Genomic DNA, 21,902 nt, shown 5'->3' on the forward strand with positions numbered 1-21,902 from the left:
GCTAAGTAACCATCCCTGCCTTGCCAAGAACGCACTTTCACGACAGGTGGTGAGCTCGAAGTGACCACCCCTCCCGACGCGGGGACACGCGGTGACGTGTTCGATCCCGAGTGTCCGACCCGTCGGCTCCTCGACCGTGTCGGTACGAAGTGGACGTCGATGGCGGTGAAGGTCCTCGCGGAGGCTGATCCGCACGAGGTCCGGTTCGCCGAGCTGCGGCGCCGGATGCCCGGCGTCTCGCAGAAGATGCTGTCGACGACCTTGCGAAGCATGGCCCGCGACGGTCTGGTCGCCCGCCGGGTGGAGCCGACGGTGCCGCCCCGCGTGCACTATCGGCTGACCCGCCTGGGGCTTTCCCTCGACGGGCCGCTCGCCGTGCTCAGGGCGTGGGCCGAGGAGCACATGGCGGAGATCGACCGTGCCAACGAGAGGACCGAGGCGGCGGAGCCTCCCCCTCAGTGAATGCGCGCCACCGCCGCGTAGATCCCGCTGCCTTCTGCTTCCGGCCCCGCGGTGTCCTTGAACCACTCGGGTGCCGTCACCACGCCGGGCTCGACGAGGTCGAGGCCGTCGAAGAAGCGACCGACCTCGGCGCGGGTGCGGAAGCCGAGCCGGATGCCGCCCTTCGCGTACTCGGCGGTGACGAGCTCGGCCAGCTCCGTGTAGAGGTCCGACGCGGCGTGGGAAAGCACCAGGTGGCTGCCGGAAGGCAGTGCGTCGACCAGCGTGCTCACGATGCCGTACGGGTCCTGGTCGTCGGGCAGGAAGTGCATGAGCGCGATGAGGGAGAGGGCGATCGGGCGCTCGAAGTCGAGGTGCCCGCGGGCGTGTTCCAGGATCTCCAGGGGTTCGCGGACATCCGCCTGGATGTAGTCGGTCATGCCCTCGGGCCTGCTGATCAGCAGGGCTTCCGCGTGGCGCAGCACGATGGGGTCGTTGTCGGTGTAGACGACCCGCGCCGACGGTACGATCCGCTGGACGATCTGGTGCAGGTTCGGCGCGGTGGGAATGCCGGTGCCGATGTCGAGGAACTGGTCCACGCCCTGGGAGGCGAGCCAGGCGGTCGCGCGGTGCATGAACGCACGGTTCTGCCGCGCGGCGTCCTTCGCCTCGGGCGGCAGCTTCTCGCCCACCGCCTCGTCGACGGGGTAGTTGTCCTTGCCGCCGAGCAACCAGTCGTAGACACGTGCGGGATGAGGGTTGCCGGTGTCGATCGTCGGCCTGGGTTCCTCTGCGGTCATGACGTGCTCCGATGCTGCTGGGTGACGCGTGCGACGCCGCAGTCTGGCACAGCAACATCACTTTGAGCATGGGGTGTTGGCACTCGGGTCGGTGCCGGCTCGGCAGGGCGGTCTGCGGTCCGCCGCCTCACGTCCGGTAGAGATCCGTGAGGAGCGCCACGGCGGCGTGCGTCGCGGGATGTGGGTCGTGACGGCGCCAGATGAGGTGGACGGCGATGGGCTCGGCGTCGCGCAGCGGACGGAACACGACGCCGTCGCGGCGGTACTGGTTGGCGGTGCTCTCGGGGGTGAGGCCGACACAGCGACCCGACGCGATGATGGCGAGCCAGTCGTCGATGTCCTGGGTGTACTCGACAGGAGGCCGCGCCGCTTCCGGCCACAGCTCGGCGGTGGTGGTGCCGGTGCGCCGGTCGATGAGAAGCGTCCGGTCTAGTATGTCGGCCAGCGGAATGGAGCGGCGCCTGGCCCACGGGTCGTCGCTGGCCAGGGCGCAGAATCGGCGTTCGTGGCCCACTACGGCGCTGGCGAAACGTGTCTCGTTGAAGGCGGTACGCACGACGGCGAGGTCGCAGAGGCCCTCGGCGAGGCCGCCGGTCGGGGAGTTCGTCCGGATCAAGTACAGCTCGACGCCGGGGTGCCCGGCGGCCCAGCGCCGCTGGAACTCCGCGGTGTGGCGGCCCATCGCGGACCAGGCGTGGCCGATACGAAGCCGCGTGTGCCCGGTGGTCGCCTCGCGGACGAGTTCCTCGGCCTCGGACAGGACATGACGGGCTCTGGCGAGGATCTGCACTCCGGCGGTCGTCGGGGTGATGCTTCTGCTGGTGCGATGCAGGAGCCGTACGCCCAGGACCTCTTCGAGTCCGCCGAGGGTCCGGGAGACAGCGGCCTGGGACACGCCGAGCTCGGCGGCGGCATCGGTGAAGCTCCCGGTGTCGACGATGGCCACCAGGCAGCGCAGGTGCCGCAGTTCCAGATCCATGACCGCAGCGTATCGATGGGCACAACGCATCTATGACCGCAGCGCATCTATGACCACAGCGTATGGATGGGCACTCACATGCATTTTTCGTATGCCTGCCGGTGACGCATTCTGCGGTGTATGCGAACGTCCCAGAGCGAAGCCGCGCCTGTTGCCGTGCCGGGGGATCCGGGGAATCCGGGGAATCCGGGAGGTCCCCAGGGGCGTTCACGCAGCCGTCTTTCCGGGATGGCGATGATGTTCGGCAGCGGCCTGTCCAACCAGGTCGGCGCCGCCACGGGTGCCCTGGCGTTCGACGCCATCGGTCCAGCCGGTGTGGTGGCCGTGCGGCAATGGGTCGCGGGGGCCGTCCTGATGGCGGTGGGCAGGCCGAAGGTGCGCGGTTTCACTTGGCGTCAGTGGTGGCCGCTGCTCTGTCTGGCGGCGGTCTTCGCCACCATGAACCTGTCGCTGTACACCGCGATCGACCGCGTGGGCCTCGGTCTCGCGGTGACGCTGGAATTCCTCGGCCCACTGACGGTCGCTCTTGCCGCGTCCCGCCGAGCGGTGGACCTGGGCTGCGCGGTCGTGGCGGGGGCCGCGGTCGTCGCGCTGGCCCGCCCGCAGCCCAGCACGGACTACGTCGGCATCGGGCTCGGCCTGCTCGCGGCGGTCTGCTGGGCCTCGTACATACTGCTGAACCGCACGGTCGGAGCCCGCCTTCCGGGAGTCGAGGGATCGGCCGCCGCCGCGGGAATCTCCGGTCTCCTGTACATACCAGTCGGTACAGCGGTGCTGGCCCAGCACCCGCCGACGGTCGCCGCCCTCGCCTGCGCGGCCGCCGCGGGCATCCTCTCCTCCGCCGTCCCGTTCCTCGCCGACCTGCTCGCGTTGCGCCGGGTCGACGCCCGCTTCTTCGGGATCTTCATGAGCGTCAACCCGGTTCTCGCGGCCCTGGTCGGCCTGGTCGTCCTGGGGCAGTCCCTGGAGTGGTCGGAGTGGCTGGCCATCGCGGCGATCGTGACGGCGAACGCGGTCAGCATCCTCGTCCCCGGACGCTCCGGACGCTCCGGACGCTCCGGACGCTCCGGACGCTCCGGACGCTCCGGACGGCGTGGCGGTGGCGGCGGAGCGTCACGAATGTAGCTGAGCTTAATGAAAGTTCAGATCTTGTCGCTTGTCCTTCTTTGTTGTCGCGGGCATCGTTCACAGGCAGCAGACCGGACCGACCGAGCGAGGAGAACACCAGTGAACGGCGTCCCCGGAAGTGCCTGGGCAGGGGTAAGGGTGGGCGTACTCGCCCTCCTCTGGGGTTCGACCTTCCTGTGGATCGAACTGGCCCTGGAAGGCCTGTCTCCCGTTCAGGTCACCCTGATCCGCTGCGTACTCGGCGCGGTCACCCTCACGGTCCTGCTCGTCCGTACGCGCAGGCGCCTGCCCCAGGGCCGGGTGGTGTGGAAGCACATCTTCGTCGCCGCCTTCTTCTGCAACGCCCTGCCCTTCGGCCTCTTCAGCGTCGGACAGCAGACCGTCGACTCCGGGGTGGCCGGCGCGCTGAACGCGACGACTCCGCTGTGGTCCGTCCTGATCGGCCTCGCCATCGGCACGGAACGGGGACTGCGGCCCGTCCGGCTCGCCGGGCTCCTCTTCGGGTTCGCGGGTACGACGCTGATCTTCGCCCCGTGGCAGCAGGACGGGCTCGCGAGTTGGGGTGCCCTGGCGATCGTGGGCGCGGCGGCGAGCTACGCCATCGGCTTCGCCTACATGGGGCACCACCTCGTCGGGAAGGGCATCCCCACCCTTTCCCTCTCCGCGGCCCAGCTCATGGCCGCGTCAGGCCTCACGGCTCTGGCCCTGCCGGTCGGCGGCGTCGAGCCGCTTCACGTCGACGGGTCGGCCCTGATCGCCGTCGTCGTCCTGGGGATCTTCGCCACCGGAGTCACCTTCCACCTCACCTACCGAATCATCGCCGACGAGGGTGCGACCAACGCCGCGACCGTCGGCTATCTGCTGCCGGTGGTCTCCGTGGCGCTTGGCGCCATCGTGCTCGACGAGGCCTTCAGTCTCCGGGTGGCCTTGGGGATGACGGTCGTACTCGTCGGAGTCGGCATGACGCGTCGGCAGAAGCGGAATCCAGGGCTGGTGGCCTCGGAGCCGGAGCCGGAGCCGGAGCCGGAGCCGACGGCCTCGGAAGAGGACCTCGTCCGAATGCCGCCAGCGGGTGCACGGGCGGCTGGGGATCATCGAGTATGCCCGTGAACCAGCCCACGCCCACCCGCACTCCGGAAGTGACGATTCCCGCCCTCCGTGACCTGAACTGGCCTGACCTGTATGCCCAGTTGAACGAAGAGGGCGTGGCCGTCACACCTCAGCTCCTTTCGCGCGAGCAGTGCCAGGAGATCATCGGCACGTACGACGAGCCCGGCCTGTTCCGCTCGACCGTGGTCATGCAGCGCTACAACTTCGGCCGCGGCACCTACAAGTACTACGCGGACCCGGCCGCCGTACCGCTCGTGCGGGCGCTGCGCGAGAAGCTGTATCCGCCGATGGCGTGGATGGCCAACCAGTGGGCCCCGCAGCTCGGCGAGCGCACCTTCCCGCCCACCCTCGACGAGCTGATCGCCGAGTGTGCGGACAACGGGCAGCGGCGGCCCACCCCGCTGCTCCTGAACTATCACCAGGGCGACTACGCCTGCCTGCACCAGGATATCTACGGCGACATCGTCTTCCCGTTGCAGATCGCCGTCATGCTCAACCGGCCGGGCGAGCACTTCACCGGCGGCGAGAACGTCTTCGTGGAGCAGCGGCCCCGCTTCCAGTCGCGCGCCCTGGTCGTCAAGCCGCAGCTCGGCCAGGGCATGATCTTCCCGGTCCGGCACCGGCCCGTCCACGGCAGGAACGGCTACCGCCGCCACCCCATGCGACACGGCACCAACGCCGTCGAGACCGGGCGCCGCACCACGCTCGGCGTGATCTTCCACAATGCCCGCTGACCGTGCCCATTGACGGTAACGCGGCGTCCGAATCCCGCCAGCACACGCGATCGCGACACCGCAGTGTGGAAGGTGAAACGACATGAACCGCACGTCTGAACCGCAAGCCGACCTGCGACATCGCGAAGGAACACTTCCCATGACTGCCACCACGCACCGGGCGGGCGCCGACATCGGTGAACGTGTCGCCGCCGGGGACTGGGACGCGTTGATCGCCGAGCTCGACGAGCACGGTCACGCCCTCACGGGTCAGCTCCTCGCCCCCGGTGAGTGCCGTGCCCTCGCCGCCCTGTACGACGAGACCGACCGCTTCCGCACGACCATCGACATGGCCCGCTACCGCTTCGGCTCCGGACAGTACCGCTACTTCACCCATGAACTCCCAGAAGTTGTACGGGAGTTGCGCGAGGCGTTCTACCCTCGACTGCTCCCTGTGGCCCGCGACTGGGCCGCGAAGCTCGGGAAGCCCGCGCCCTGGCCCGACACCCTGGGGGATTGGGTGGAGATGTGCCATGCGGCTGGGCAGGCCAAGTCCGCGCAGATCCTGCTGCGTTACGGTCCCGGCGACTGGAACGCTCTGCACCGCGACGTCTTCGGAGACATGCTCTTCCCGCTCCAGGTCGTCATCGGTCTCGACGCTCCCGGCACCGACTTCACCGGTGGCGAATTCATCATGACCGAGCAGCGCCCCCGCGCCCAGTCGCGCGGATCGTCCACGACGCTGCCGCGGGGCCACGGCCTGATCTTCACGACCCGCGACCGTCCTGTTGCCTCCAAGCGCGGCTGGTCGACCGGCCCGATGCGGCACGGCGTGAGCACCGTCCGCTCCGGACGGCGGCGCACACTCGGCCTGGTCTTCCACGACGCCGCGTGAACACCGCCCCGCCGGGTCCGCCCGACCCGTGTACGTACACCCCGCGTACGTACGCGCTGCGCGGCCCGGACGGATCGCCGTTCCCGAGCAGTACGCCCGGCACCCTGGGCGGACACAGCCGCGGGCGCCTGTACGGCCGCCTCGACTGCCCCTCCGCGCTGCGGGCCATAGCCCGCGGCCACTACGTCACCCACCGGGTGTTCTTCGCCGACGAGGCGACCGCGGTCGCTGCCGGATACCGCCCCTGCGCGGTCTGTCTGCCCGCTCAGTACGCTCGGTGGAAGGCACACCCAGAAAGTAGCGCGACACCATGAGCATCCTGAAGGAGCGGGAGTCCTCCCGCTCGCCCCTCATCGGCTCCGCCGAGCTGGCCGCCTACGCGGACCTGCCCGCCCCCGCCCCGCACACCCACGCCGAACTCATCGCCCTTCTCGGCCTGTTGACGCTCCCGAAGGCGCGGATCGAGACCGTCACCATCGGCCACAGCCGCGACACGGCGTCCCGCGCCGCCGCCGAGGCCTTCTCCGCCGCGTGGACGGCCCGCGGTGGCCAGGTCCTCACCACGGTGACCTGGCCAGAGACGGCCGCCTCCTGGCTGCGCCCCGCGAACCGTCTCACCGCCGAGCTCCCGGACGCCTGGATCATGGCAGCGGCGCCGCTCGGCTTCACCCAACTGGCCCGCCGCCTGCGCCACTCCACCGACTGGGACCCGGCCCGCACCTACGCCTTCGCCTCCCTCCAGGACTCCCGGCTGCCCGCACTCGCGGGCGAGGGCGTCCTGCACGGCCTGCGCGGCGCCACCGCCGACGGCGCCACCTGGGACGTACGCCACGGCTGGGTCACCACCGTCACCACCCAGCTGCCCGCCGGTGTGACCCCGTGAGCGCGCTGATCCCCCGCCCCACCACGGAGATCGCACCCGGAGCGGTCCACGTGCCGGAGTGGCTCGCCCTCGACCAGCAGCGCGAACTCGTCACAGCGTGCCGCGGCTGGGCCACAGGGCCGGTGCCGATCCGCCACACGGAGCTGCCGCGCGGCGGGGTCATGTCCGTGCGGACGGTGTGTGTCGGCTGGCACTGGCAGCCCTACAAGTACACCCGCACCGCCGGTGACGTGAACGGCCGCCGGGTCGCCGAATTCCCGCAGTGGATGGTCGAGTTGGGCCGCCGCGCGCTCTCGGCGGCGTACGGGGACGGACCCGCCGCAGCGGGCTACACCCCGGACACGGCACTGATCAACTTCTATGACGGGCAGGCCAGGATGGGAATGCACCAGGACAAGGACGAGCGGTCCTCGGCCCCGGTGGTCTCCCTCTCCATCGGCGACACCTGCGTATTCCGCGTGGGCAACACCGAGACCCGCACCAAGCCCTACACGGACGTCGAACTGGCCTCCGGCGACCTCTTCGTCTTCGGCGGACCCTCGCGCTACGTCTTCCACGGCGTGCCCAAGGTCCACGAGGGCACCGGGGACCCCGCCACAGGCCTCGCGGCGGGGCGCCTGAACATCACGATGCGGGTCACCGGCCTCACCGGCTGACCAAGCGCCCACGTCGCGCGGCTACTCGAAGCGTGAGGTGTCGCCCGCTCCCCGGCGTACGATCTCGGCCTCGCCGCCCGAGAAGTCGATGACCGTGGTCGGGCTCGTGCCGCAGTCGCCCGAGTCGACCACCGCGTCCACCACGTGGTCGAGCCGCTCCTTGATCTCCCAGCCCTGCGTCAGCGGCTCCTCCTCGTCGGGCAGGAGCAGAGTGCTGGAGAGCAACGGCTCGCCGAGCTCGGTGAGCAGGGCCTGGGTGACGACATGGTCGGGAATCCGGACCCCGACGGTCTTCTTCTTCGGGTGGAGCAGCTGGCGCGGCACTTCCTTCGTCGCGGGCAGGATGAAGGTGTAGCTGCCGGGCGTGGCCGCCTTGATCGCACGGAACACGTCGTTGTCGACGTGCACGAACTGACCCAGCTGCGCGAAGTTCTCGCACACCAGGGTGAAGTGGTGGCGATCGTCGAGGTTCCGGATCTTCCGGATCCGGTCGAGGCCGTCGCGGTTGCCCAGCTGGCAGCCGAGCGCGAAACAGGAGTCCGTCGGATACGCGACCAGCGCACCGGAGCGGATGCTGTCGGCCACGGTGTTGATGATGCGCTGCTGGGGGTTCTCGGGGTGCACGTCAAAATACTTCGCCATCCGCCGAGCGTACGTGATCGCACCAGCAGCCCCCGGGTTCTCAGCGGGCGCGGTCCGGCTCGTCGCGGACGGTGCGACCGACGGCGACGGCGGTGGCGATGCGTACGAACGACCGGATGAGCGGAGTGGTGTCGGCGCTGTTCCAGGCGATGACGAGGTGGCTCGGCGGCATGTCGCTCATCGGGACCGCTGTCAGGCCCTCGGGAAGGTTGTGGGAGAGCGGCGTCAGCCCGACGGTGCCGTCCCACAGCACGGACTGGCGGCATTCTTGTGCGGTGCGGATGACGGGACCGTCACGCCGCAGGCCAGGGTCCGCGGGGCCCGTCCAGAAGGCCCGCCACAACGGATCCGTGCCGTCGGGGAACCGGAACCACAGGCGGTCCGCGAGGTCGCCCCTGCACAGGCTCTCCCGGCCGGCGAGCGGGTCGTCGGCGCGCAGGACCACGCCGACCGGATCCGAGCGCAGCACGCGGGTGGTGATGCCGGTGTCGTCGAACGGTGCCCGCGTCAGGGCCACATCGACGAGCCCTGCCCGCAGCCCGGTCGTCGGGTCGGTCAGGTCGGCCTCGCGGATGCGGACCCGTACGCCGGGGTGCTGTTCCCGATACGCGGCGGCGAGCCGGTTCCCGACCTGCTCGGCGCTGTCGGCGAGGGTGCCGACGGTCAGGGTGGCCGTGCCCGCCGCGGCCGCCACGCGCACCCGCGCCTGGTCGGCCTGCGCGAGGAGGGTGCGCGCCTCGTCGTAGAGCGAGGCCCCGGCAGGGGTGAGACTCACGCCCGTGGGCGAGCGGCGCAGCAGTTCACCGCCGAGCTCGGTCTCCAGCTGCTTGATGGCCCGGCTCAGCGGCGGCTGCGTCATGCGCAACCGCTCGGCGGCCCTGCCGAAGTGCAGCTCCTCGGCGACGGCTACGAAATAGCGCAGCGTCCGTAACTCCATGATCAGTCACGATACCCGCACGGTATCGGGCCTGCGGGATCGGTGTTGGACGCCTCGACGAGCCCCGCGATGGACTGAGGGTCCACGAGCACTGTGGGTCCACGAGCACTGTGGGTCCACGAGCACTGTGTCCACCAGCACTGAGGAGTTGTCATGGCCGACCATGTGATGCGGGAGCCCGTCGTGCACGTCGCGGGCGCCGAGGAGCTGGCCCCCGATGTGCTGGTCGTCCCCGACCGGCGGGTGCAGCTCGTGCCGAACATCGGGATCATCGGCGGCCGGGATTCCGTGCTGGTCGTCGAGACCGGTCTGGGGCCTCGTAATGCCGAGATAGTGCTGGAGTTCGCTGCCGAGTACGCCAAAGGGCGCGAGCTGTATCTGACGACGACCCATTTCCACCCTGAGCACGCGTTCGGCGCCCAGGCCTTCACCGGCGAGGCGACATACCTCGTCAACCGGGACCAGGCCGAGGACTTGAAGCGCAAAGGGCCGGGCTATCTCGAGATGTTCCGGGGGCTCGGCGAGGCCGCCGAACGCGGGCTCGAAGGCGTGGAGCTTGTGCGGCCCGACGTCGTCTACGACCAGTCGTACGACCTGGACCTGGGCGGCCGGGTGGTGCGGTTGCGGGCCACCGGCCGTGCCCACAGCAGGGGCGACCAGGTGGCCGAGGTTCCGGACGCGGACGTCCTGTTCACCGGGGACCTCGTGGAGGCCGGGCAGTTCTCCATCTTCCCGTGGTTCCCGCCGCACGACACCGACGTCTCGGGAACCCGCTGGCTCGCCGTCATGCGGCGCCTGGCCGCCGAGTCCCCTCGTGTTGTCGTACCCGGCCATGGGGAGGTCGGCGGCCCGCAGCTCCTCGCGGACGTCCGCGACTACCTTCAGCTCCTGCGGGACGAGACGTGGGTCCGCCGCGATACGGCGGTCAGCGAGCAGACGGTCGTCGACGAGGTGTCGGCGCTGATGATCGAGCGGCACCCGGAGTGGGTCGGCCGGGAGTGGATCGAGAAGGGTGTCGGCTGCCTGTGCTCCGAACACTCTGTGAGCCGTGAGCCGTGAGCGGTCAGTCGTCGGCGACGGTGATCAGCGCGAGCGTGATGTTGTCGGGTCCTCCGGCGTCGATGGCGGACTTCCACAGCTCGAAGACCGCCCGGCCACCGTCGTGGGCCCGCAGCAGTTCGTCGAGGGTGTCCTCGGGCACGGGATCGGTCAGGCCGTCCGAGCACACCAAGTAGCGTCCCCCCGCGACCAGCGGATCCATGCTGACGTGCGGCGTGATCGCGCTGAAGCGTGACGCGCCGCCGAGTGCCTGCGTGACGATCGACGTGGTGCGTCGGCCCGGCTGCGGCGGCGGGCTGTCGTCGACGCTCACCTGCCGGAAGGTCGCGCCTGTGCTGCTCCGGCTCACGTCGAGCACTCTGCTGTCACCGACGTTGAACACCAGCAGCTCCTTCGCGAGGACGACGACACCGGCGACCGTCGTCCCCATGGTGGTCAGCTCCGGATCACGTTCGGCAGCCGCGTACACGGCGTGATTGCAGTCATCAAGGGCGTCGCTGACGGCCTGCTCGCTGTCCAGCACGGGCCCGACCGACGCCAGGTGCCGTACGACGATGCCGCTGGCCACCTCGCCGCCCGGCTGGCCGCCTATGCCGTCCGCGACCGCGACGACGAGCGGGTTGCCGAGCGGGAACCCCAGTGTCTGCGGGTTCTCGGTCAGGGTGCCGCACAGCGTCCAGGGGCCGATGGCCAGACTGTCCTCGTTGTGATCGCGCATGAGCCCTGGGTGACTCAGGGCAGTGACCGTGATGTACGGCATCTGTGTCCCGCCTCTCCGGAACGGCAGGCATATCCCGCACCCCCATTGTCACGCCGGGAGCCGTTTCCGGCTCAGCGTGGCGCCCTGCCCATCCCCGCACCCGCGAAGTCCTGAGCCAGAGCAGCCCGCGCATCCCTCACCCTCGCTGCTTCAGAGCAAAACTCGAGGGTGCCTTGACAGCAACCGCCTCACGGCGATCGCCTTGTGTCCTGCGGCGCAGAGGTGCGGCAGGCATGAGTCGGGCGGGCGGAGCGCACGGGGGAGGGGCTTGCCATGTTGCGGGTGCACTTCACGGCCGAGGATCTGGCGCGGGTGCGGGTCGCATCGGGGCCCGACTTCCTGTGGGAGATCAGCAACAGTGTGCAGACTCTCCAACGCCGTGACGGGGCAAGGGTGTTCGGCGAGTGGCGGCGCTGGGCGAGGCCGCGCCTTTCGGGCAGCTGCCGGCTCCTGTCGCCCCTCCTGCCGCCCCACGGTTCCTCTCCGGACTTCCTCACGCCCACCTCCGGGGGCGGCGAGACGCTCCGGGCGGCCGTCGACGCCCTCGTGCGCACGCCCCCTCCCCGCCTGCGTACGGACCTGACGCGGGTGGCCGCGTCGCGTCGGCTTCCGGGCTGGACGGAGTCGTTGGCGGGCGGCGACGGCGACGCTCTCCGGCAGCTGGGGCAAGCGCTCCACACGTACCACCTGGAGGCGCTCGCGCCCTTCTGGCAGCGTATCCACGCCCATATCGACGCCGACCGCATCAGTCGTCTGCGCAGCCTCCTCGATGGTGGCACCGATGGATTGCTGGCCGGTCTCGGGCCTCAACTGCGTTGGTGTCCCCCGGTGTTGGAGGTCGACTATCCCGTGGATCACCACCTGAGTCTCGACGGCCGTGGGCTCACCCTGCAGCCCTCGTTCTTCTGCTGGCCCACGCCCATCACGCTCGCCGACGGTGAACTGCCCCCTGTTCTGGTGTACCCCATCGACCACGCGATGGACTGGACGCGCCCCGCGCCCATCGACCGCCCCGCCGACGACACTCTGGGGCCGCTCGTCGGACACACCCGAGCCGCGGTCCTCAAGGCGGTCCGCACCGGCTCGTCGACGGTCGAACTCGCCCGCCTCCTCGCGGTCACCCACCCGGCCATAAGCCAGCACGTGAAGGTGTTGCGGGCCGCGGGCCTGGTGACCACGGTCCGCACGGCAGGACGGTCGCTCCATGTGGCGACCGCGGAAGGGCGTGCCCTGCTGCGCAGTTGTGAGCGCGACACCGCGGGATAGACGGGATAGGCGGGATGGACCGGGCGGCGGGTCGTAAGTCTGGGCTTTCATCGGTTGCGTCTGGCATGAACACGCAAGGAAGCTGACCGGGCTGTTGCACACGCATCCCCCCACCGCGTTGCGTCCCAACACCCCACATCGCGCGTGCTGTTGACGCGTCGTCCACGCGAGAATCACCGCGCACGGAGCGAGGGACGCATCGACGAATCCTATGAAGGAGTGGCGTTGCGCACTACTCGCACCCTCACCACACGCACACGCACACGCACACGCACACGCACACGCACACGCACTCGCACTCGCACCCTCACCCGTCCCGCGGCGGTAGCCGCCTCACTCGTCGCCGCCGGTGTCGCCGCGGGTACCCTGTTCGCCGCGCCCTCGGTGGCCCAGGCCGCCGCGCCCCGTACAGCCGCGGCGGCGGCCTCCGGACACGGCTTGGCGTGGTTCCAGGAACGTCACGGGCTGCCCAGGACCGGCTCGGTCGACGGCTCGACCGCCAGAGCCCTGCAGCACGCATCCGATGCCGAACTGCACCGGACCTTCCGCACCGCGGCAGACCTCGGACCCGAGGAACTCGCCAATGCGCGCACCGTCATCGGTGTCGGCAAGGGCGCCCAGATTCCCGAACAGGGCCAGGTCATCGCACTCATGACAGCCATGCAGGAGTCGAAGTTCGTCAACTACCTGACGCCGGTGGACCACGACTCACTCGGGATCTTCCAGCAGCGGCCGAGCACCGGCTGGGGCACGCCCGAGCAGATCACCGATGTCGCCACCTCGTCCAAGTCCTTCTACGGAGTGGCCCCCTTCGGCAGCAATCCGGGCCTGATCCAGATCGCTGGCTGGCAGACGATGCCTCCCGGGGAGGTCTGCCAGGCCGTCCAGGTCTCGGCCTACCCCGACCGCTACGCCCAGTGGGAGCAGTTCGCCCGCGACCTGCTCGCCACGGAAGGCCCCTCGGTCCCGCCGATTCCCTGACATCGACGCCTCCAGCCCCCCAACACACAGGCATACACAGACACACCAGGAGCCCGTATGCGTAAGAGACTTGTCTCCGCGGCGATCGCCGTAGCCGCGGCCGGCGCGCTCGTCACCCCTGCCGCCGCGCACGCACAACCCCCGTACCCCCAGAGCGTGTCGGTGCTCGGCCACGGCTCGAAGGCCGGGACCGCGGTCGTCAGCGGACAGAACGAGCCGGGAACCCGCCTGAGCGTCGGCGGCGCACACACCGCGAGCGCCCACACCCTCCCCGTCGACTACCAGGTCCAGGAGACCGGCTACTGGTGCGGACCCGCCGCCACCCGCATCGCCCTTTCCGCACGCGTCGCCGCGCCGAGCCAGGGCGCCCTGGCCGCGCAGCTCGGCACCACGGAGGCAGGCACCGATCACATCAGCCAGGTGACCGGAGTGCTCAACGCCAACCTCGGCACCGGCTGGTACGAGACCAAGGAGATGCCGAACGACCCGCCGACCCAGGCCCAGAAGGACCTGCTGTGGAACGACATCGTCGGGGACATCGACAACAACTACCCGCTGGTGGCCAACATCGTCGCCCCGCCCGGCAATCAGCCGCCCGGCTATCCGTCGGACCAGACGATCTACCACTACTTCACGGTCATCGGGTACGACGACGCGAACCGCACGGTTCTCATCGCCGACCCCGCGTCCTTCAGCGGCAACCAGATCTACTGGCTCTCCTTCGACCAGCTCGCCACCCTGATCCCGCCGAAGGGGTACGCGGCCTGAGCGAGCCACAGCCGTGGGTGGCGCCGCACGACACGTGCGTGCGCCACTCACAGCGCAGATCCTTGGCCAAGACCCAGCCGGGATCAGCCCGTACCGTCGTATGTACTGATGCGGCGGTACGCGGCGCGCGCATGAACGACGCGGCCGGCCGTCGTGCCGATGAGGGCCGCGGCCAGCAGGCAGGCCATCCACTCAGGATCGCGGTGCCCCGCCCAGGAGATTTCCCCGGTGGGATGTGTGGCGAAGACGTTCAGGAGCATCCAGCACAACAGGGCGGTGCCCGGTGCCGCGGCGAAACGGCCCCGCACGCCGAGGAGCGCGGCCAGCACGGAGAGGGCCGTGAGCGCGAGCTCGGTGCGGTCGAGGGCACCGAGCAGATCGAGAACCGTCACCATCACGAACGCACCGGAGCACGCCCCCGTCCAGATGAAGGGGGTGGCCACGGGTTCGGGAACGACCCTCGCGCCCTTGGCGATGTACTGCCACTTCACCACTGTCGAATCCTCCCCACCGGCGGTCTGTCCGGGCCGCCGACGCCCCGGACGATTCTCGCACCACACTCGGGGGACGCCGCCCGCCCGGCACAGCCGTCGGTCGGGAGGGGGCCCTCTCGCCTCGCCTGCCGCCGCCATAATCTCCGGATGACCCTCGCCGCACCCTCAGAGTTCTCCCCGTCCGAAAAGCGGCGTGCCCGCGTCGTCGTCGTGGGCGCCGGCCCCGCGGGGCTCACCGTCGCCAACATCCTGCGTGCCGCCTCCGTCGACTGCGTGGTGCTCGAGACGGAGACCAGAGAATTCATCGAACAGCGGCCCCGCGCGGGCTTTATCGAGGAGTGGGCGGTGCGTGCCCTGGAACGGCGGGGGCTCGCCGACCGGCTGCTCGCGCACGCGCAGACTCACAGCGAATGCGAGTTCCGGTACGCGGGCGAACGCCACCGGTTCCCGTACGGCGAGCTGTCCGGGAACCGTCACTTCGTCTATCCCCAGCCCTTGTTGGTCACCGACCTGGTGCGTGCCTACGCCGACCGCGCGGGCGGCGACATCCGTTTCGGCGTACGCGATGTGGAACTGCACGGCATCGACACGGACCGCCCCTCGGTGTCGTACACCGACCCGGAGACGGGCGAGCGCATACGCATCGACTGTGACGCCATCGCGGGCTGTGACGGCGCACGCGGTGTGACGCGCGCCTGCCTGGCGGCCGAGGAGCACGTCACCGTCGCCCGTCATGACTATGGCATCGGCTGGCTTGCGCTGCTCGCCGAGGCACCGCCGTCCTCGCACTGTGTCGTCTTCGGTATCCATCCGCGCGGCTTCGCGGCCCATATGGCCCGCAGCCCCCAGGTCACCCGCTACTACCTCGAGTGCCCGCCCGGCGACGACCACGAGAACTGGCCGCACGAGCGCGTGTGGTCCGAGCTCCAAGCCCGCCTTTCGGTGGCGGGGGCGCCACCGCTCACCGAGGGGCGACTGATCGAGAAGCGCGTGCTCGACATGCACAACTACGTGGTGGAGCCCATGTCCTACGGCCGCGTCTACCTCGCGGGCGACGCCGCTCACCTCGCCGCTCCGATCGCCGCGAAGGGCATGAACCTGGCGCTGCACGGCGCGCTGTTGCTCGGCGACGCGCTCGCCGCCTACTGCGCCGAGGGGGACGACAGCGGTCTGACCGGCTATTCGGCGTCCTGCCTGCCGCGGGTGTGGCAGTACCAGGAGTTCTCGCAGTGGCTCTCGGAACTGCTGCACGGGACGTCGTCCGGAGACCCCTTCAAAGCGGGCACCGGGGGCGCCCGCCTGAACAGGATCCTCAACTCACCGGCCGCGGCGGGCGCGTTCGCCGAGCTCTACATCGGAAAATGAGCATCCGGGGGTTCAGCCCGTCCACTGCCAGTCCACGATCTCCTGAAGATCGGTAGCCCGCCATTGGCGTACGAGGTGGACCCCAGGCGCTTCGCCCCCTCGGGTACGCAGGCCAGAACCTGCTCGCTGGGGCGCCCTTCGCCGTCGAAGAGCTCCTCGGGCCGGTACGAGCGCAGCCAGCTCTCCAACTGTGCGAGGTGCTCGGGATTCTCGCGGACCTCGGGCAACGGGACCTGATGGGCGCGCCACGTGTTCTCCACCGGAAGGCCGTCCACCTCACCTGGTCCGGTCCAGCCCTTGGGGGTGCGCAGCACGATCATGGGCCAGCGCACGGGCGTGACGGCTTCGCCGGTCCGCGCCGCCCGCTGATGGTCGGTGATGAGGTCGAGTGCATCGTCCAGGGCGCGGGCCAGATCCTGGTGCACCTGCGCCGGATCGTCTCCTTCGACGTACAACGGGACGTGGCCGTAGCCGCGCATCAGGGCGTCGAGCTCATCGTGCGGCATACGGGCGAGCACGGTCGCCGAGTTCGCCGCCTTCGTGGATGGAGCCGGGAACCTGCGGCGCCACGTGGCTCGGCACGCCGCCGGGGAAGGAGAACTGCTTGAACAGGCGGGTCATCCCCGTCTCGTCGCGGGTGACATCCGGGTAGATCTCGCTGTAACTGCCCTCGAGCCAGGCGTTGGCGAGGACGGCGGGTCCGCCGTGTCCGGGGCCCCACACGCACAGCGCGTCCAGATCCCGTTGCCTGATCACGCGGTTCAGGTGCGTGTGGACGAGGTTCAGCCCGGGTGAGGTGCCCCAGTGCCCGAGCAGCCGGGGCTTGATGTGCTCCGCGCGCAGGGGCTCGCTCAGGAGTGCGTTGGACATGAGGTAGATCTGTCCCGCGGTCAGGAAGTTCGCCGCGCGCCAGTGGGCGTCCAGGTCGCGCAGCTCGTCGTCGGGCAGTGCGGGGGCGCCTCGGTCGGCCGTTGTCATCGGATGCTCCAGAACCGGATCGGTGGGGCGTCATCAGGCACGAGCGGTCGTCGTCCAGCCTGGCCTACTCGGATCCCACATGCACGTGCCGCGCACCGCCGCATGGCCCTACCCGCCCACGACACGAAGAGCGCCCCTGGTCCAGGTTTGACACCATTCGGACTGGGTTACCCGCACCGGCGCGATTCCGTTTCCCCTAACTGGCTCGACCAGCGTTGCACCTCACAGCACATGACGGAGGACAGACCGATGACTGACACTTCACGCGAATACACCACCACCGATTCCGGCGCCCCGGTGGAGAGCGACGAACACTCGCTCACTGTCGGCCCGGGTGGACCGATCCTGCTGCAGGACGCCTATCTGATCGAACAGATGGCGCAGTTCAACCGGGAGCGGATCCCCGAACGGCAGCCCCATGCCAAGGGCAGCGGCGCCTTCGGGCACTTCGAAGTGACGGCTGACGTCAGCGCTTACACCAAGGCCGCTGTTTTCCAGCCAGGTACCAGGACCGACCTCGTCACCCGGTTCTCCACCGTCGCGGGCGAGCGCGGCAGCCCGGACACCTGGCGTGACCCGCGCGGCTTCGCGGTGAAGTTCTACACCAGCGAGGGCAACTACGACATGGTGGGCAACAACACCCCCGTGTTCTTCATCAAGGATCCGATGAAGTTCCAGCACTTCATCCGGTCCCAGAAGCGCCGCGCGGACAACAACCTGCGCGACCACGACATGCAGTGGGACTTCTGGACCCTCTCGCCCGAGTCGGCCCACCAGGTCACCTGGCTGATGGGTGACCGCGGCATCCCCCGCTCATGGCGCCACATGAACGGTTACACCTCGCACACCTACATGTGGATCAACGCGCAGGGCGAGCGCTTCTGGGTGAAGTACCACTTCAAGACCGACCAGGGCGTCGAGTACTTCACCCAGCACGAGGCCGACCAGATGGCCGCGGTGGACACCGATTACCACACGCGGGACCTCTTCGAGCACATCCGCGACGGCGAGTACCCGAGCTGGACCCTGCATGTGCAGGTCATGCCGTACGAGGACGCCGCGGAGTACCGGTTCAACCCGTTCGACCTGACCAAGGTGTGGCCGCACAGCGACTACCCGCTGATCGAGGTCGGCCGGATGACGCTGGACCGCAACCCCACCGACAACCACGCCGAGATCGAGCAGGCGGCCTTCCAGCCGAACAACCTGGTCCCCGGCATCGGGCCGAGCCCGGACCGGATGCTGCTGGCCCGGCTGTTCTCGTACTCGGATGCGCACCGGCACCGCATCGGAGGCAACTACCAGCAGCTGCCCGTCAATGCTCCTGTCGTTCCGGTGAACACGTACTCGAAGGACGGGGCGATGGCGTACCGCAAGACCACCGACCCCGTCTACGCCCCGAACTCCAAGGGCGGCCCCGCGGCCGACACCGAGCGGTACGGCAGCCCGCCCAGCTGGTACGCCGACGGGGACATCACGCGGGCCGCCTACGTCTCCCACGCCGAGGACGACGACTGGGGCCAGCCCGGCACCATGGTGCGAGAGGTCCTAGATGACGCGGCCCGCGACCGTCTCGTGGACAACGTCGTCGGCCATCTCCTCAACGAGGTCACCGAGCCCGTACTCCGCAGGGCCTTCGAGTACTGGTCCAACATCGACAAGTCGATCGGTGAACGCATCGAGCAGGGGGTACGCGCCAAGGCCTGAGCGGCTGAGGGCCTGAGGGCCTGAGCACAGGCAGCGAAGCAGGACACACGCCAGTGACCCCCGCCATGGTTCGAGCGGGGGTCACTGGTGTGTCCGGATGTATCCATCGCACATTGCTTTGGTTTTCCGTGTGTGGAACCGCGTTCCGGGGGATACCCGATGCTCCGGGAAAGAAGGCGCTCTCAGCGCACGTATCGGAAAGCAATTCTGAGGGTCGGAGGACTCAATGATCGCACTCGGAATCATCCTGCTCGTCATCGGTATGCTGGCCGGTATATCCATCCTTTGGACCGTCGGCGTCGTGCTCCTCGTCGTCGGTGCGGCCTTGTGGATTTTCGGATCTGTCGGCCATGCGGTGGGTGGGCGCAGGCATTATTGGTAGGTACACGCGGGTCCGTGCGCCATGAGGCAACGGCACGGAACGGAAGCGTGACAACCGTGGCCTCCATAACGCCTTTACTTGCAATTCGCACCGCCACCCGCACGGCCTTTACTGCACTCCGTGCGGCCGGAACTGGACGCTGATGCGGCCTCCGGCGGCCCGTGTCGACTTGGGGATGGCGTGCTCCCAGGTGCGCTGGCAGGAGCCGCCCATCACGATCAGATCGCCGTGTCCGAGCGGGTGCCGGACGGCTTCGCCGCCGCGGCGCGGGCGGAGCAACAGGTCGCGGGGTGCTCCGACGGAGAGGATGGCGACCATCGTGTCCTCGCGGGCGCCCCGGCCGATGCGGTCGCCGTGCCAGGCGACGCTGTCGCGCCCGTCGCGGTAGTGGCACAGGCCCGCCGTCGTGAACGCTTCGCCGAGCTCGGCGGCGTAGTACGTGGAGAGGGATTCTCGGGCCTCGTCGAGAACGGCGTGGGGGAGTGGTTCGCCGGCCCGGTAGAAGGCGAGCAGGCGCGGCACGTCCACGACCCTCTCGTACATCTGTCGGCGTTCGGCCTTCCACGGGACGTCCGTGGCCAGCCGCTCGAACAGAAGGTCGGCGCCGCTGAGCCAGCCCGGCAGGAGGTCCACCCACGCTCCGTCGCCGAGGACTGTCCTGCGGATTCCATCCAGCGGGCCCAGGCGCACGTCGTCGCTCTGGTCGAAGAGTGATCCCTGGAGCTGGTGCGTCGCCATGCGGTCAGTGTAACTCGAGAATCGAACGTGTGAGCTAATTGGAATAGCGGCCAGCTTCTGGCAGCCGAGCGGGTCATGGCCGCGCGCCGGGGGCGCGTGGAGCTTATGGTGGCCGAGCGGCGTACCGGAGACGGAAATGATGTCAGCCAAGAAGCCTCACATCGATCTGGAACAGTGCCTCCTCCTGACAGGCATGGGCGGCTTCGACTGGGACCTGGAGAACGGCGGGCTCAGCCTCGACGCCGGTGCTCTCGCGGTGCTCGACCTGCTTCCCGGAGAGTTCAATGGCCGGGCGACCTCACTCCAGGAGCGACTGGCTCCGGAAGAGGCCGTACGCATCCGCTTCGCGGTCACCGAGGCGGTCACCACGGGCATCGACCTCTACGGCGTCTACTTCCGTGTCCGGCACCGCGACGGCTCGCTGCACCTCAGTCACGCCCGTGGGCGCATCCTGCGTGACGCCGATGGCCGGGCCGTGCGCGCCATCGGAGTCATGCGGACGGCCTCGAACGACGGGGCGGAACTCGCGGCCATCGACCCCAGGGAGGACCGCCGTCAGGGCATCGCCCGGATGGTGCAGGGCACCACGGAGGCCCTCTCGCGGGCCGTCACAGTCGACGACGTGGTGGCCGTGCTCTCCGGCGCGAGCGGCCTCGACCGGTTCGCCGCCGACGGCCTCGTGCTCGGCCTGGTCGAGGGGGAGACCCTGAAACTGATCGCCCTGGTGGGCCAGACGATGCAGGCTCTCGACGAGCTCAAGCTGCACAAGGTCGACGAATCGCTGCCGCTGGCCGAGGCCGTCATGACCCGGCGGGCCCGCTTCGTGAGCTCGCTGCCCGATCTCGCTCGGCGCTTCACCCACCTGGAGCCCTATATCGAGCACATGAAGCTGGACTCGGCGGCATTCCTGCCTCTGGTGGCGCAGGACCGCGCCATCGGCGGACTCGCGCTCTTCTACCGCGGCCGGAAGGATTTCACGGACGCGGACCGCAACCTCTGCATCGGTCTCTCCGGGATCGTCGCCCAGTCACTGCAGCGCGCCATACTGTTCGACGAGGAACGGGACCTCGCCAAGAGTCTGCAGGCGACGATGTTGCCGCGGGGGATTCCCGAGGTCCCGGACTCCGAGGTCGCCGTGCGCTATCACGCGGCCTGGGGCGGTCGTGACGTCGGGGGAGACTTCTACGACGTCATCACCCTGCCCCGTGGGCGCATCGGCGTGGTCGTCGGTGACGTACAGGGACACGACACCCACGCCGCGGCCATCATGGGGCAACTGCGCATCGCCCTGCGCGCCTTCGCCGGCGAGGGGCACCCGCCCGCGACGGTGCTCTCCCGCGCCTCCCGTTTCCTGGCGGAGCTCGACACCGAGCGTTTCGCCACCTGCATCTACTCCCAGTTCGACCCCACCACCGGCATCGTGCGCGCCGTGCGGGCCGGACATCTCCCTCCTCTCGTACGGCATGTGGACGGCAGAGTGGGCGTGCCACGGATCCGTGGCGGGCTACCGCTGGGTCTGGCGACCGACTTCGGCATGGAGGACTATCCCGAGGTGCGGCTCGATCTCGTGCCGGGCGAGACCCTGGTGCTGTGCACGGACGGGCTCGTGGAGGACGCCAGCCTCGATCTCGACACCGGGATCCAGAACCTCGCCGAGGTGCTGCGCACCGGACCCGAAGGGGCCGAGGACCTGGCGGACCATCTCTCCCGCGTGCTGTGGGAGAGATGGGGCACCAGTGACGACGTGGCGCTCCTGGTCCTGCGCAGGCTCCCCGACCCCGGGACGCTCCAGGAGCCGCGCATCCACCGGTACGTCCACCAGGCCGACCCCGAAGGACTCGCCGACGCGCGTGCGGCGCTGCGGGAACACCTCGCGGCATGGGGTCTCGGCGCGGTCGCCGACGACGTCGAAGTGGCGGCGGGCGAACTCCTCGTCAACGCCCTGGTCCACACCGATGGAGGCGCCATCCTCACGCTCGAGGTGCTCACAGGACCGCCACGCCGTGTCCGCCTCTGGGTGAAGGACCGTTCCAGCGCCCGCCCCCGCAAGCGGTCCCCTGGCGAGACCGCCATCTCCGGCCGTGGACTGCTCCTGGTGGAGGCGGTCGCCTCGCGCTGGGGCATCGAGCCCCGGGGCGAGGGCAAGGCCGTCTGGTGCGAATTCGTCGCGCCGGAAGCGTGACGGGCCCGACCTCGACGTTCCGAGGCCAGACGGCCAGA

General features: G+C 69.5%; 23 protein-coding genes and 1 pseudogene. 16 read left to right on the forward strand and 8 right to left on the reverse strand.

Annotation, left to right across the window (positions count from 1 at the left end; translation table 11 throughout):
• Positions 1-60 precede the first annotated feature (60 nt).
• The gene (locus tag ACGFSB_RS23955; RefSeq protein ID WP_393402683.1) at positions 61-462 is read left to right on the forward strand and encodes a winged helix-turn-helix transcriptional regulator; all 402 of its coding nucleotides are present in this window, start codon (positions 61-63) and stop codon (positions 460-462) included.
• On the opposite strand, the gene ACGFSB_RS23960 is transcribed toward ACGFSB_RS23955, so the two are convergent.
• Both ACGFSB_RS23960 and ACGFSB_RS23965 read right to left on the reverse strand, forming a co-directional pair.
• Positions 456-1,241 carry an SAM-dependent methyltransferase gene (locus ACGFSB_RS23960; protein WP_393402685.1) on the reverse strand — a complete coding sequence of 262 codons (786 nt, stop codon included), beginning with the start codon at positions 1,239-1,241 and terminating at the stop codon, positions 456-458. The two genes, ACGFSB_RS23955 and ACGFSB_RS23960, sit on opposite strands and share 7 nt — an antisense overlap.
• Positions 1,242-1,368: 127 nt before the next feature.
• On the reverse strand, positions 1,369-2,220 hold the full coding sequence (locus tag ACGFSB_RS23965; RefSeq protein ID WP_393402688.1) for a LysR family transcriptional regulator: 852 nt from the start codon (positions 2,218-2,220) through the stop codon (positions 1,369-1,371).
• 120 nt (positions 2,221-2,340) lie between these two features.
• Between ACGFSB_RS23965 and ACGFSB_RS23970 the strand changes: the two genes are divergently transcribed.
• The 7 genes from ACGFSB_RS23970 to ACGFSB_RS24000 all read left to right on the forward strand — a co-directional run bounded on the left by ACGFSB_RS23970 (position 2,341) and on the right by ACGFSB_RS24000 (position 7,605).
• The gene (locus ACGFSB_RS23970) at positions 2,341-3,345 is read left to right on the forward strand and encodes a DMT family transporter (RefSeq protein ID WP_393402691.1); all 1,005 of its coding nucleotides are present in this window, start codon (positions 2,341-2,343) and stop codon (positions 3,343-3,345) included.
• Positions 3,346-3,447: 102 nt separating this feature from the next.
• The gene (locus ACGFSB_RS23975; protein ID WP_393402694.1) at positions 3,448-4,458 is read left to right on the forward strand and encodes a DMT family transporter; all 1,011 of its coding nucleotides are present in this window, start codon (positions 3,448-3,450) and stop codon (positions 4,456-4,458) included.
• On the forward strand, positions 4,455-5,192 hold the full coding sequence (locus ACGFSB_RS23980; RefSeq protein WP_393402697.1) for a 2OG-Fe(II) oxygenase: 738 nt from the start codon (positions 4,455-4,457) through the stop codon (positions 5,190-5,192). Before ACGFSB_RS23975 ends, ACGFSB_RS23980 begins: the two co-directional genes overlap by 4 nt.
• Positions 5,193-5,331: 139 nt before the next feature.
• The gene (locus ACGFSB_RS23985) at positions 5,332-6,066 is read left to right on the forward strand and encodes a 2OG-Fe(II) oxygenase (protein ID WP_393402699.1); all 735 of its coding nucleotides are present in this window, start codon (positions 5,332-5,334) and stop codon (positions 6,064-6,066) included.
• Entirely contained in the window at positions 6,063-6,380 is a 318-nt protein-coding gene (locus ACGFSB_RS23990; RefSeq protein WP_393402701.1) for an Ada metal-binding domain-containing protein, read from the forward strand. Before ACGFSB_RS23985 ends, ACGFSB_RS23990 begins: the two co-directional genes overlap by 4 nt.
• On the forward strand, positions 6,377-6,949 hold the full coding sequence (locus tag ACGFSB_RS23995) for a hypothetical protein (protein WP_393402704.1): 573 nt from the start codon (positions 6,377-6,379) through the stop codon (positions 6,947-6,949). Before ACGFSB_RS23990 ends, ACGFSB_RS23995 begins: the two co-directional genes overlap by 4 nt.
• Positions 6,946-7,605, forward strand: coding sequence for an alpha-ketoglutarate-dependent dioxygenase AlkB family protein (locus tag ACGFSB_RS24000; RefSeq protein ID WP_393402707.1), 660 nt, complete (start codon positions 6,946-6,948; stop codon positions 7,603-7,605). Before ACGFSB_RS23995 ends, ACGFSB_RS24000 begins: the two co-directional genes overlap by 4 nt.
• A 21-nt stretch (positions 7,606-7,626) precedes the next feature.
• Here ACGFSB_RS24000 and ACGFSB_RS24005 read toward each other — a convergent pair whose 3' ends face one another.
• Positions 7,627-8,247 carry an L-threonylcarbamoyladenylate synthase gene (locus ACGFSB_RS24005; RefSeq protein ID WP_393402709.1) on the reverse strand — a complete coding sequence of 207 codons (621 nt, stop codon included), beginning with the start codon at positions 8,245-8,247 and terminating at the stop codon, positions 7,627-7,629.
• A gap of 40 nt (positions 8,248-8,287) precedes the next feature.
• Positions 8,288-9,184 (reverse strand): LysR substrate-binding domain-containing protein, encoded by an 897-nt coding sequence (locus ACGFSB_RS24010; protein WP_393402712.1) that lies wholly within the window; start codon positions 9,182-9,184, stop codon positions 8,288-8,290.
• Between the two features lie 153 nt (positions 9,185-9,337).
• On the opposite strand from ACGFSB_RS24010, the gene ACGFSB_RS24015 reads away from it, so the two are divergent.
• Positions 9,338-10,243, forward strand: coding sequence for an MBL fold metallo-hydrolase (locus tag ACGFSB_RS24015; protein WP_393402714.1), 906 nt, complete (start codon positions 9,338-9,340; stop codon positions 10,241-10,243).
• A 4-nt stretch (positions 10,244-10,247) separates the two neighbouring features.
• On the opposite strand, the gene ACGFSB_RS24020 is transcribed toward ACGFSB_RS24015, so the two are convergent.
• Positions 10,248-11,003: a PP2C family protein-serine/threonine phosphatase gene (locus tag ACGFSB_RS24020; RefSeq protein WP_393402717.1), complete on the reverse strand. Its 756-nt coding sequence runs from the start codon at positions 11,001-11,003 to the stop codon at positions 10,248-10,250.
• Between the two features lie 273 nt (positions 11,004-11,276).
• Between ACGFSB_RS24020 and ACGFSB_RS24025 the strand changes: the two genes are divergently transcribed.
• The 3 genes from ACGFSB_RS24025 to ACGFSB_RS24035 all read left to right on the forward strand — a co-directional run bounded on the left by ACGFSB_RS24025 (position 11,277) and on the right by ACGFSB_RS24035 (position 14,018).
• The gene (locus tag ACGFSB_RS24025; protein WP_393402720.1) at positions 11,277-12,269 is read left to right on the forward strand and encodes an ArsR/SmtB family transcription factor; all 993 of its coding nucleotides are present in this window, start codon (positions 11,277-11,279) and stop codon (positions 12,267-12,269) included.
• 366 nt (positions 12,270-12,635) lie between these two features.
• The gene (locus ACGFSB_RS24030; RefSeq protein WP_393402811.1) at positions 12,636-13,250 is read left to right on the forward strand and encodes a peptidoglycan-binding protein; all 615 of its coding nucleotides are present in this window, start codon (positions 12,636-12,638) and stop codon (positions 13,248-13,250) included.
• 57 nt (positions 13,251-13,307) lie between these two features.
• Positions 13,308-14,018, forward strand: a complete 711-nt coding sequence (locus tag ACGFSB_RS24035; RefSeq protein WP_393402722.1) for a C39 family peptidase — start codon at positions 13,308-13,310, stop codon at positions 14,016-14,018.
• Positions 14,019-14,101: 83 nt separating this feature from the next.
• On the opposite strand, the gene ACGFSB_RS24040 is transcribed toward ACGFSB_RS24035, so the two are convergent.
• On the reverse strand, positions 14,102-14,512 hold the full coding sequence (locus ACGFSB_RS24040) for a hypothetical protein (RefSeq protein WP_393402724.1): 411 nt from the start codon (positions 14,510-14,512) through the stop codon (positions 14,102-14,104).
• Between the two features lie 147 nt (positions 14,513-14,659).
• Here ACGFSB_RS24040 and ACGFSB_RS24045 point away from each other — a divergent pair, with 147 nt between their 5' ends.
• Positions 14,660-15,877 (forward strand): 4-hydroxybenzoate 3-monooxygenase, encoded by a 1,218-nt coding sequence (locus ACGFSB_RS24045; RefSeq protein WP_393402726.1) that lies wholly within the window; start codon positions 14,660-14,662, stop codon positions 15,875-15,877.
• Positions 15,878-15,930: 53 nt separating this feature from the next.
• Here ACGFSB_RS24045 and ACGFSB_RS24050 read toward each other — a convergent pair.
• Positions 15,931-16,855, reverse strand: a pseudogene (locus tag ACGFSB_RS24050) (phosphoketolase); the annotation flags it as partial.
• A 249-nt stretch (positions 16,856-17,104) separates the two neighbouring features.
• Between ACGFSB_RS24050 and ACGFSB_RS24055 the strand changes: the two are divergent.
• Entirely contained in the window at positions 17,105-18,562 is a 1,458-nt protein-coding gene (locus ACGFSB_RS24055) for a catalase (protein WP_393402730.1), read from the forward strand.
• A 226-nt stretch (positions 18,563-18,788) separates the two neighbouring features.
• Complete coding sequence (locus tag ACGFSB_RS24060; protein WP_393402733.1) at positions 18,789-18,944, forward strand: DUF6131 family protein; 156 nt, start codon at positions 18,789-18,791, stop codon at positions 18,942-18,944.
• A 108-nt stretch (positions 18,945-19,052) separates the two neighbouring features.
• Here the strand turns inward: ACGFSB_RS24060 and ACGFSB_RS24065 are convergent, their stop codons facing one another.
• Positions 19,053-19,682, reverse strand: coding sequence for an alpha-ketoglutarate-dependent dioxygenase AlkB (locus ACGFSB_RS24065; protein ID WP_393402736.1), 630 nt, complete (start codon positions 19,680-19,682; stop codon positions 19,053-19,055).
• A 136-nt stretch (positions 19,683-19,818) separates the two neighbouring features.
• Between ACGFSB_RS24065 and ACGFSB_RS24070 the strand changes: the two genes are divergently transcribed.
• On the forward strand, positions 19,819-21,864 hold the full coding sequence (locus ACGFSB_RS24070) for a SpoIIE family protein phosphatase (protein WP_393402739.1): 2,046 nt from the start codon (positions 19,819-19,821) through the stop codon (positions 21,862-21,864).
• Positions 21,865-21,902: the final 38 nt, after the last annotated feature.

This window comes from Streptomyces sp. NPDC048441 (genome assembly GCF_043200235.1).
Lineage (GTDB): Bacteria > Actinomycetota > Actinomycetes > Streptomycetales > Streptomycetaceae > Streptomyces.

Excerpts from the sequence above, each read along its gene's own strand:
- ACGFSB_RS24020 (WP_393402717.1), bottom strand. The coding sequence starts at position 11,003 with ATGCCGTACATCACGGTCACTGCCCTGAGTCACCCAGGGCTCATGCGC.
- ACGFSB_RS24015 (WP_393402714.1), top strand. The coding sequence starts at position 9,338 with ATGGCCGACCATGTGATGCGGGAGCCCGTCGTGCACGTCGCGGGCGCC.
- ACGFSB_RS24055 (WP_393402730.1), top strand. The coding sequence starts at position 17,105 with ATGACTGACACTTCACGCGAATACACCACCACCGATTCCGGCGCCCCG.
- ACGFSB_RS23970 (WP_393402691.1), top strand. The coding sequence starts at position 2,341 with ATGCGAACGTCCCAGAGCGAAGCCGCGCCTGTTGCCGTGCCGGGGGAT.
- ACGFSB_RS23985 (WP_393402699.1), top strand. The coding sequence starts at position 5,332 with ATGACTGCCACCACGCACCGGGCGGGCGCCGACATCGGTGAACGTGTC.
- ACGFSB_RS24060 (WP_393402733.1), top strand. The coding sequence starts at position 18,789 with ATGATCGCACTCGGAATCATCCTGCTCGTCATCGGTATGCTGGCCGGT.
- ACGFSB_RS24025 (WP_393402720.1), top strand. The coding sequence starts at position 11,277 with ATGTTGCGGGTGCACTTCACGGCCGAGGATCTGGCGCGGGTGCGGGTC.
- ACGFSB_RS24005 (WP_393402709.1), bottom strand. The coding sequence starts at position 8,247 with ATGGCGAAGTATTTTGACGTGCACCCCGAGAACCCCCAGCAGCGCATC.
- ACGFSB_RS24045 (WP_393402726.1), top strand. The coding sequence starts at position 14,660 with ATGACCCTCGCCGCACCCTCAGAGTTCTCCCCGTCCGAAAAGCGGCGT.
- ACGFSB_RS24065 (WP_393402736.1), bottom strand. The coding sequence starts at position 19,682 with ATGGCGACGCACCAGCTCCAGGGATCACTCTTCGACCAGAGCGACGAC.
- ACGFSB_RS23965 (WP_393402688.1), bottom strand. The coding sequence starts at position 2,220 with ATGGATCTGGAACTGCGGCACCTGCGCTGCCTGGTGGCCATCGTCGAC.
- ACGFSB_RS23960 (WP_393402685.1), bottom strand. The coding sequence starts at position 1,241 with ATGACCGCAGAGGAACCCAGGCCGACGATCGACACCGGCAACCCTCAT.
- ACGFSB_RS24010 (WP_393402712.1), bottom strand. The coding sequence starts at position 9,184 with ATGGAGTTACGGACGCTGCGCTATTTCGTAGCCGTCGCCGAGGAGCTG.
- ACGFSB_RS24035 (WP_393402722.1), top strand. The coding sequence starts at position 13,308 with ATGCGTAAGAGACTTGTCTCCGCGGCGATCGCCGTAGCCGCGGCCGGC.
- ACGFSB_RS23995 (WP_393402704.1), top strand. The coding sequence starts at position 6,377 with ATGAGCATCCTGAAGGAGCGGGAGTCCTCCCGCTCGCCCCTCATCGGC.
- ACGFSB_RS24070 (WP_393402739.1), top strand. The coding sequence starts at position 19,819 with ATGATGTCAGCCAAGAAGCCTCACATCGATCTGGAACAGTGCCTCCTC.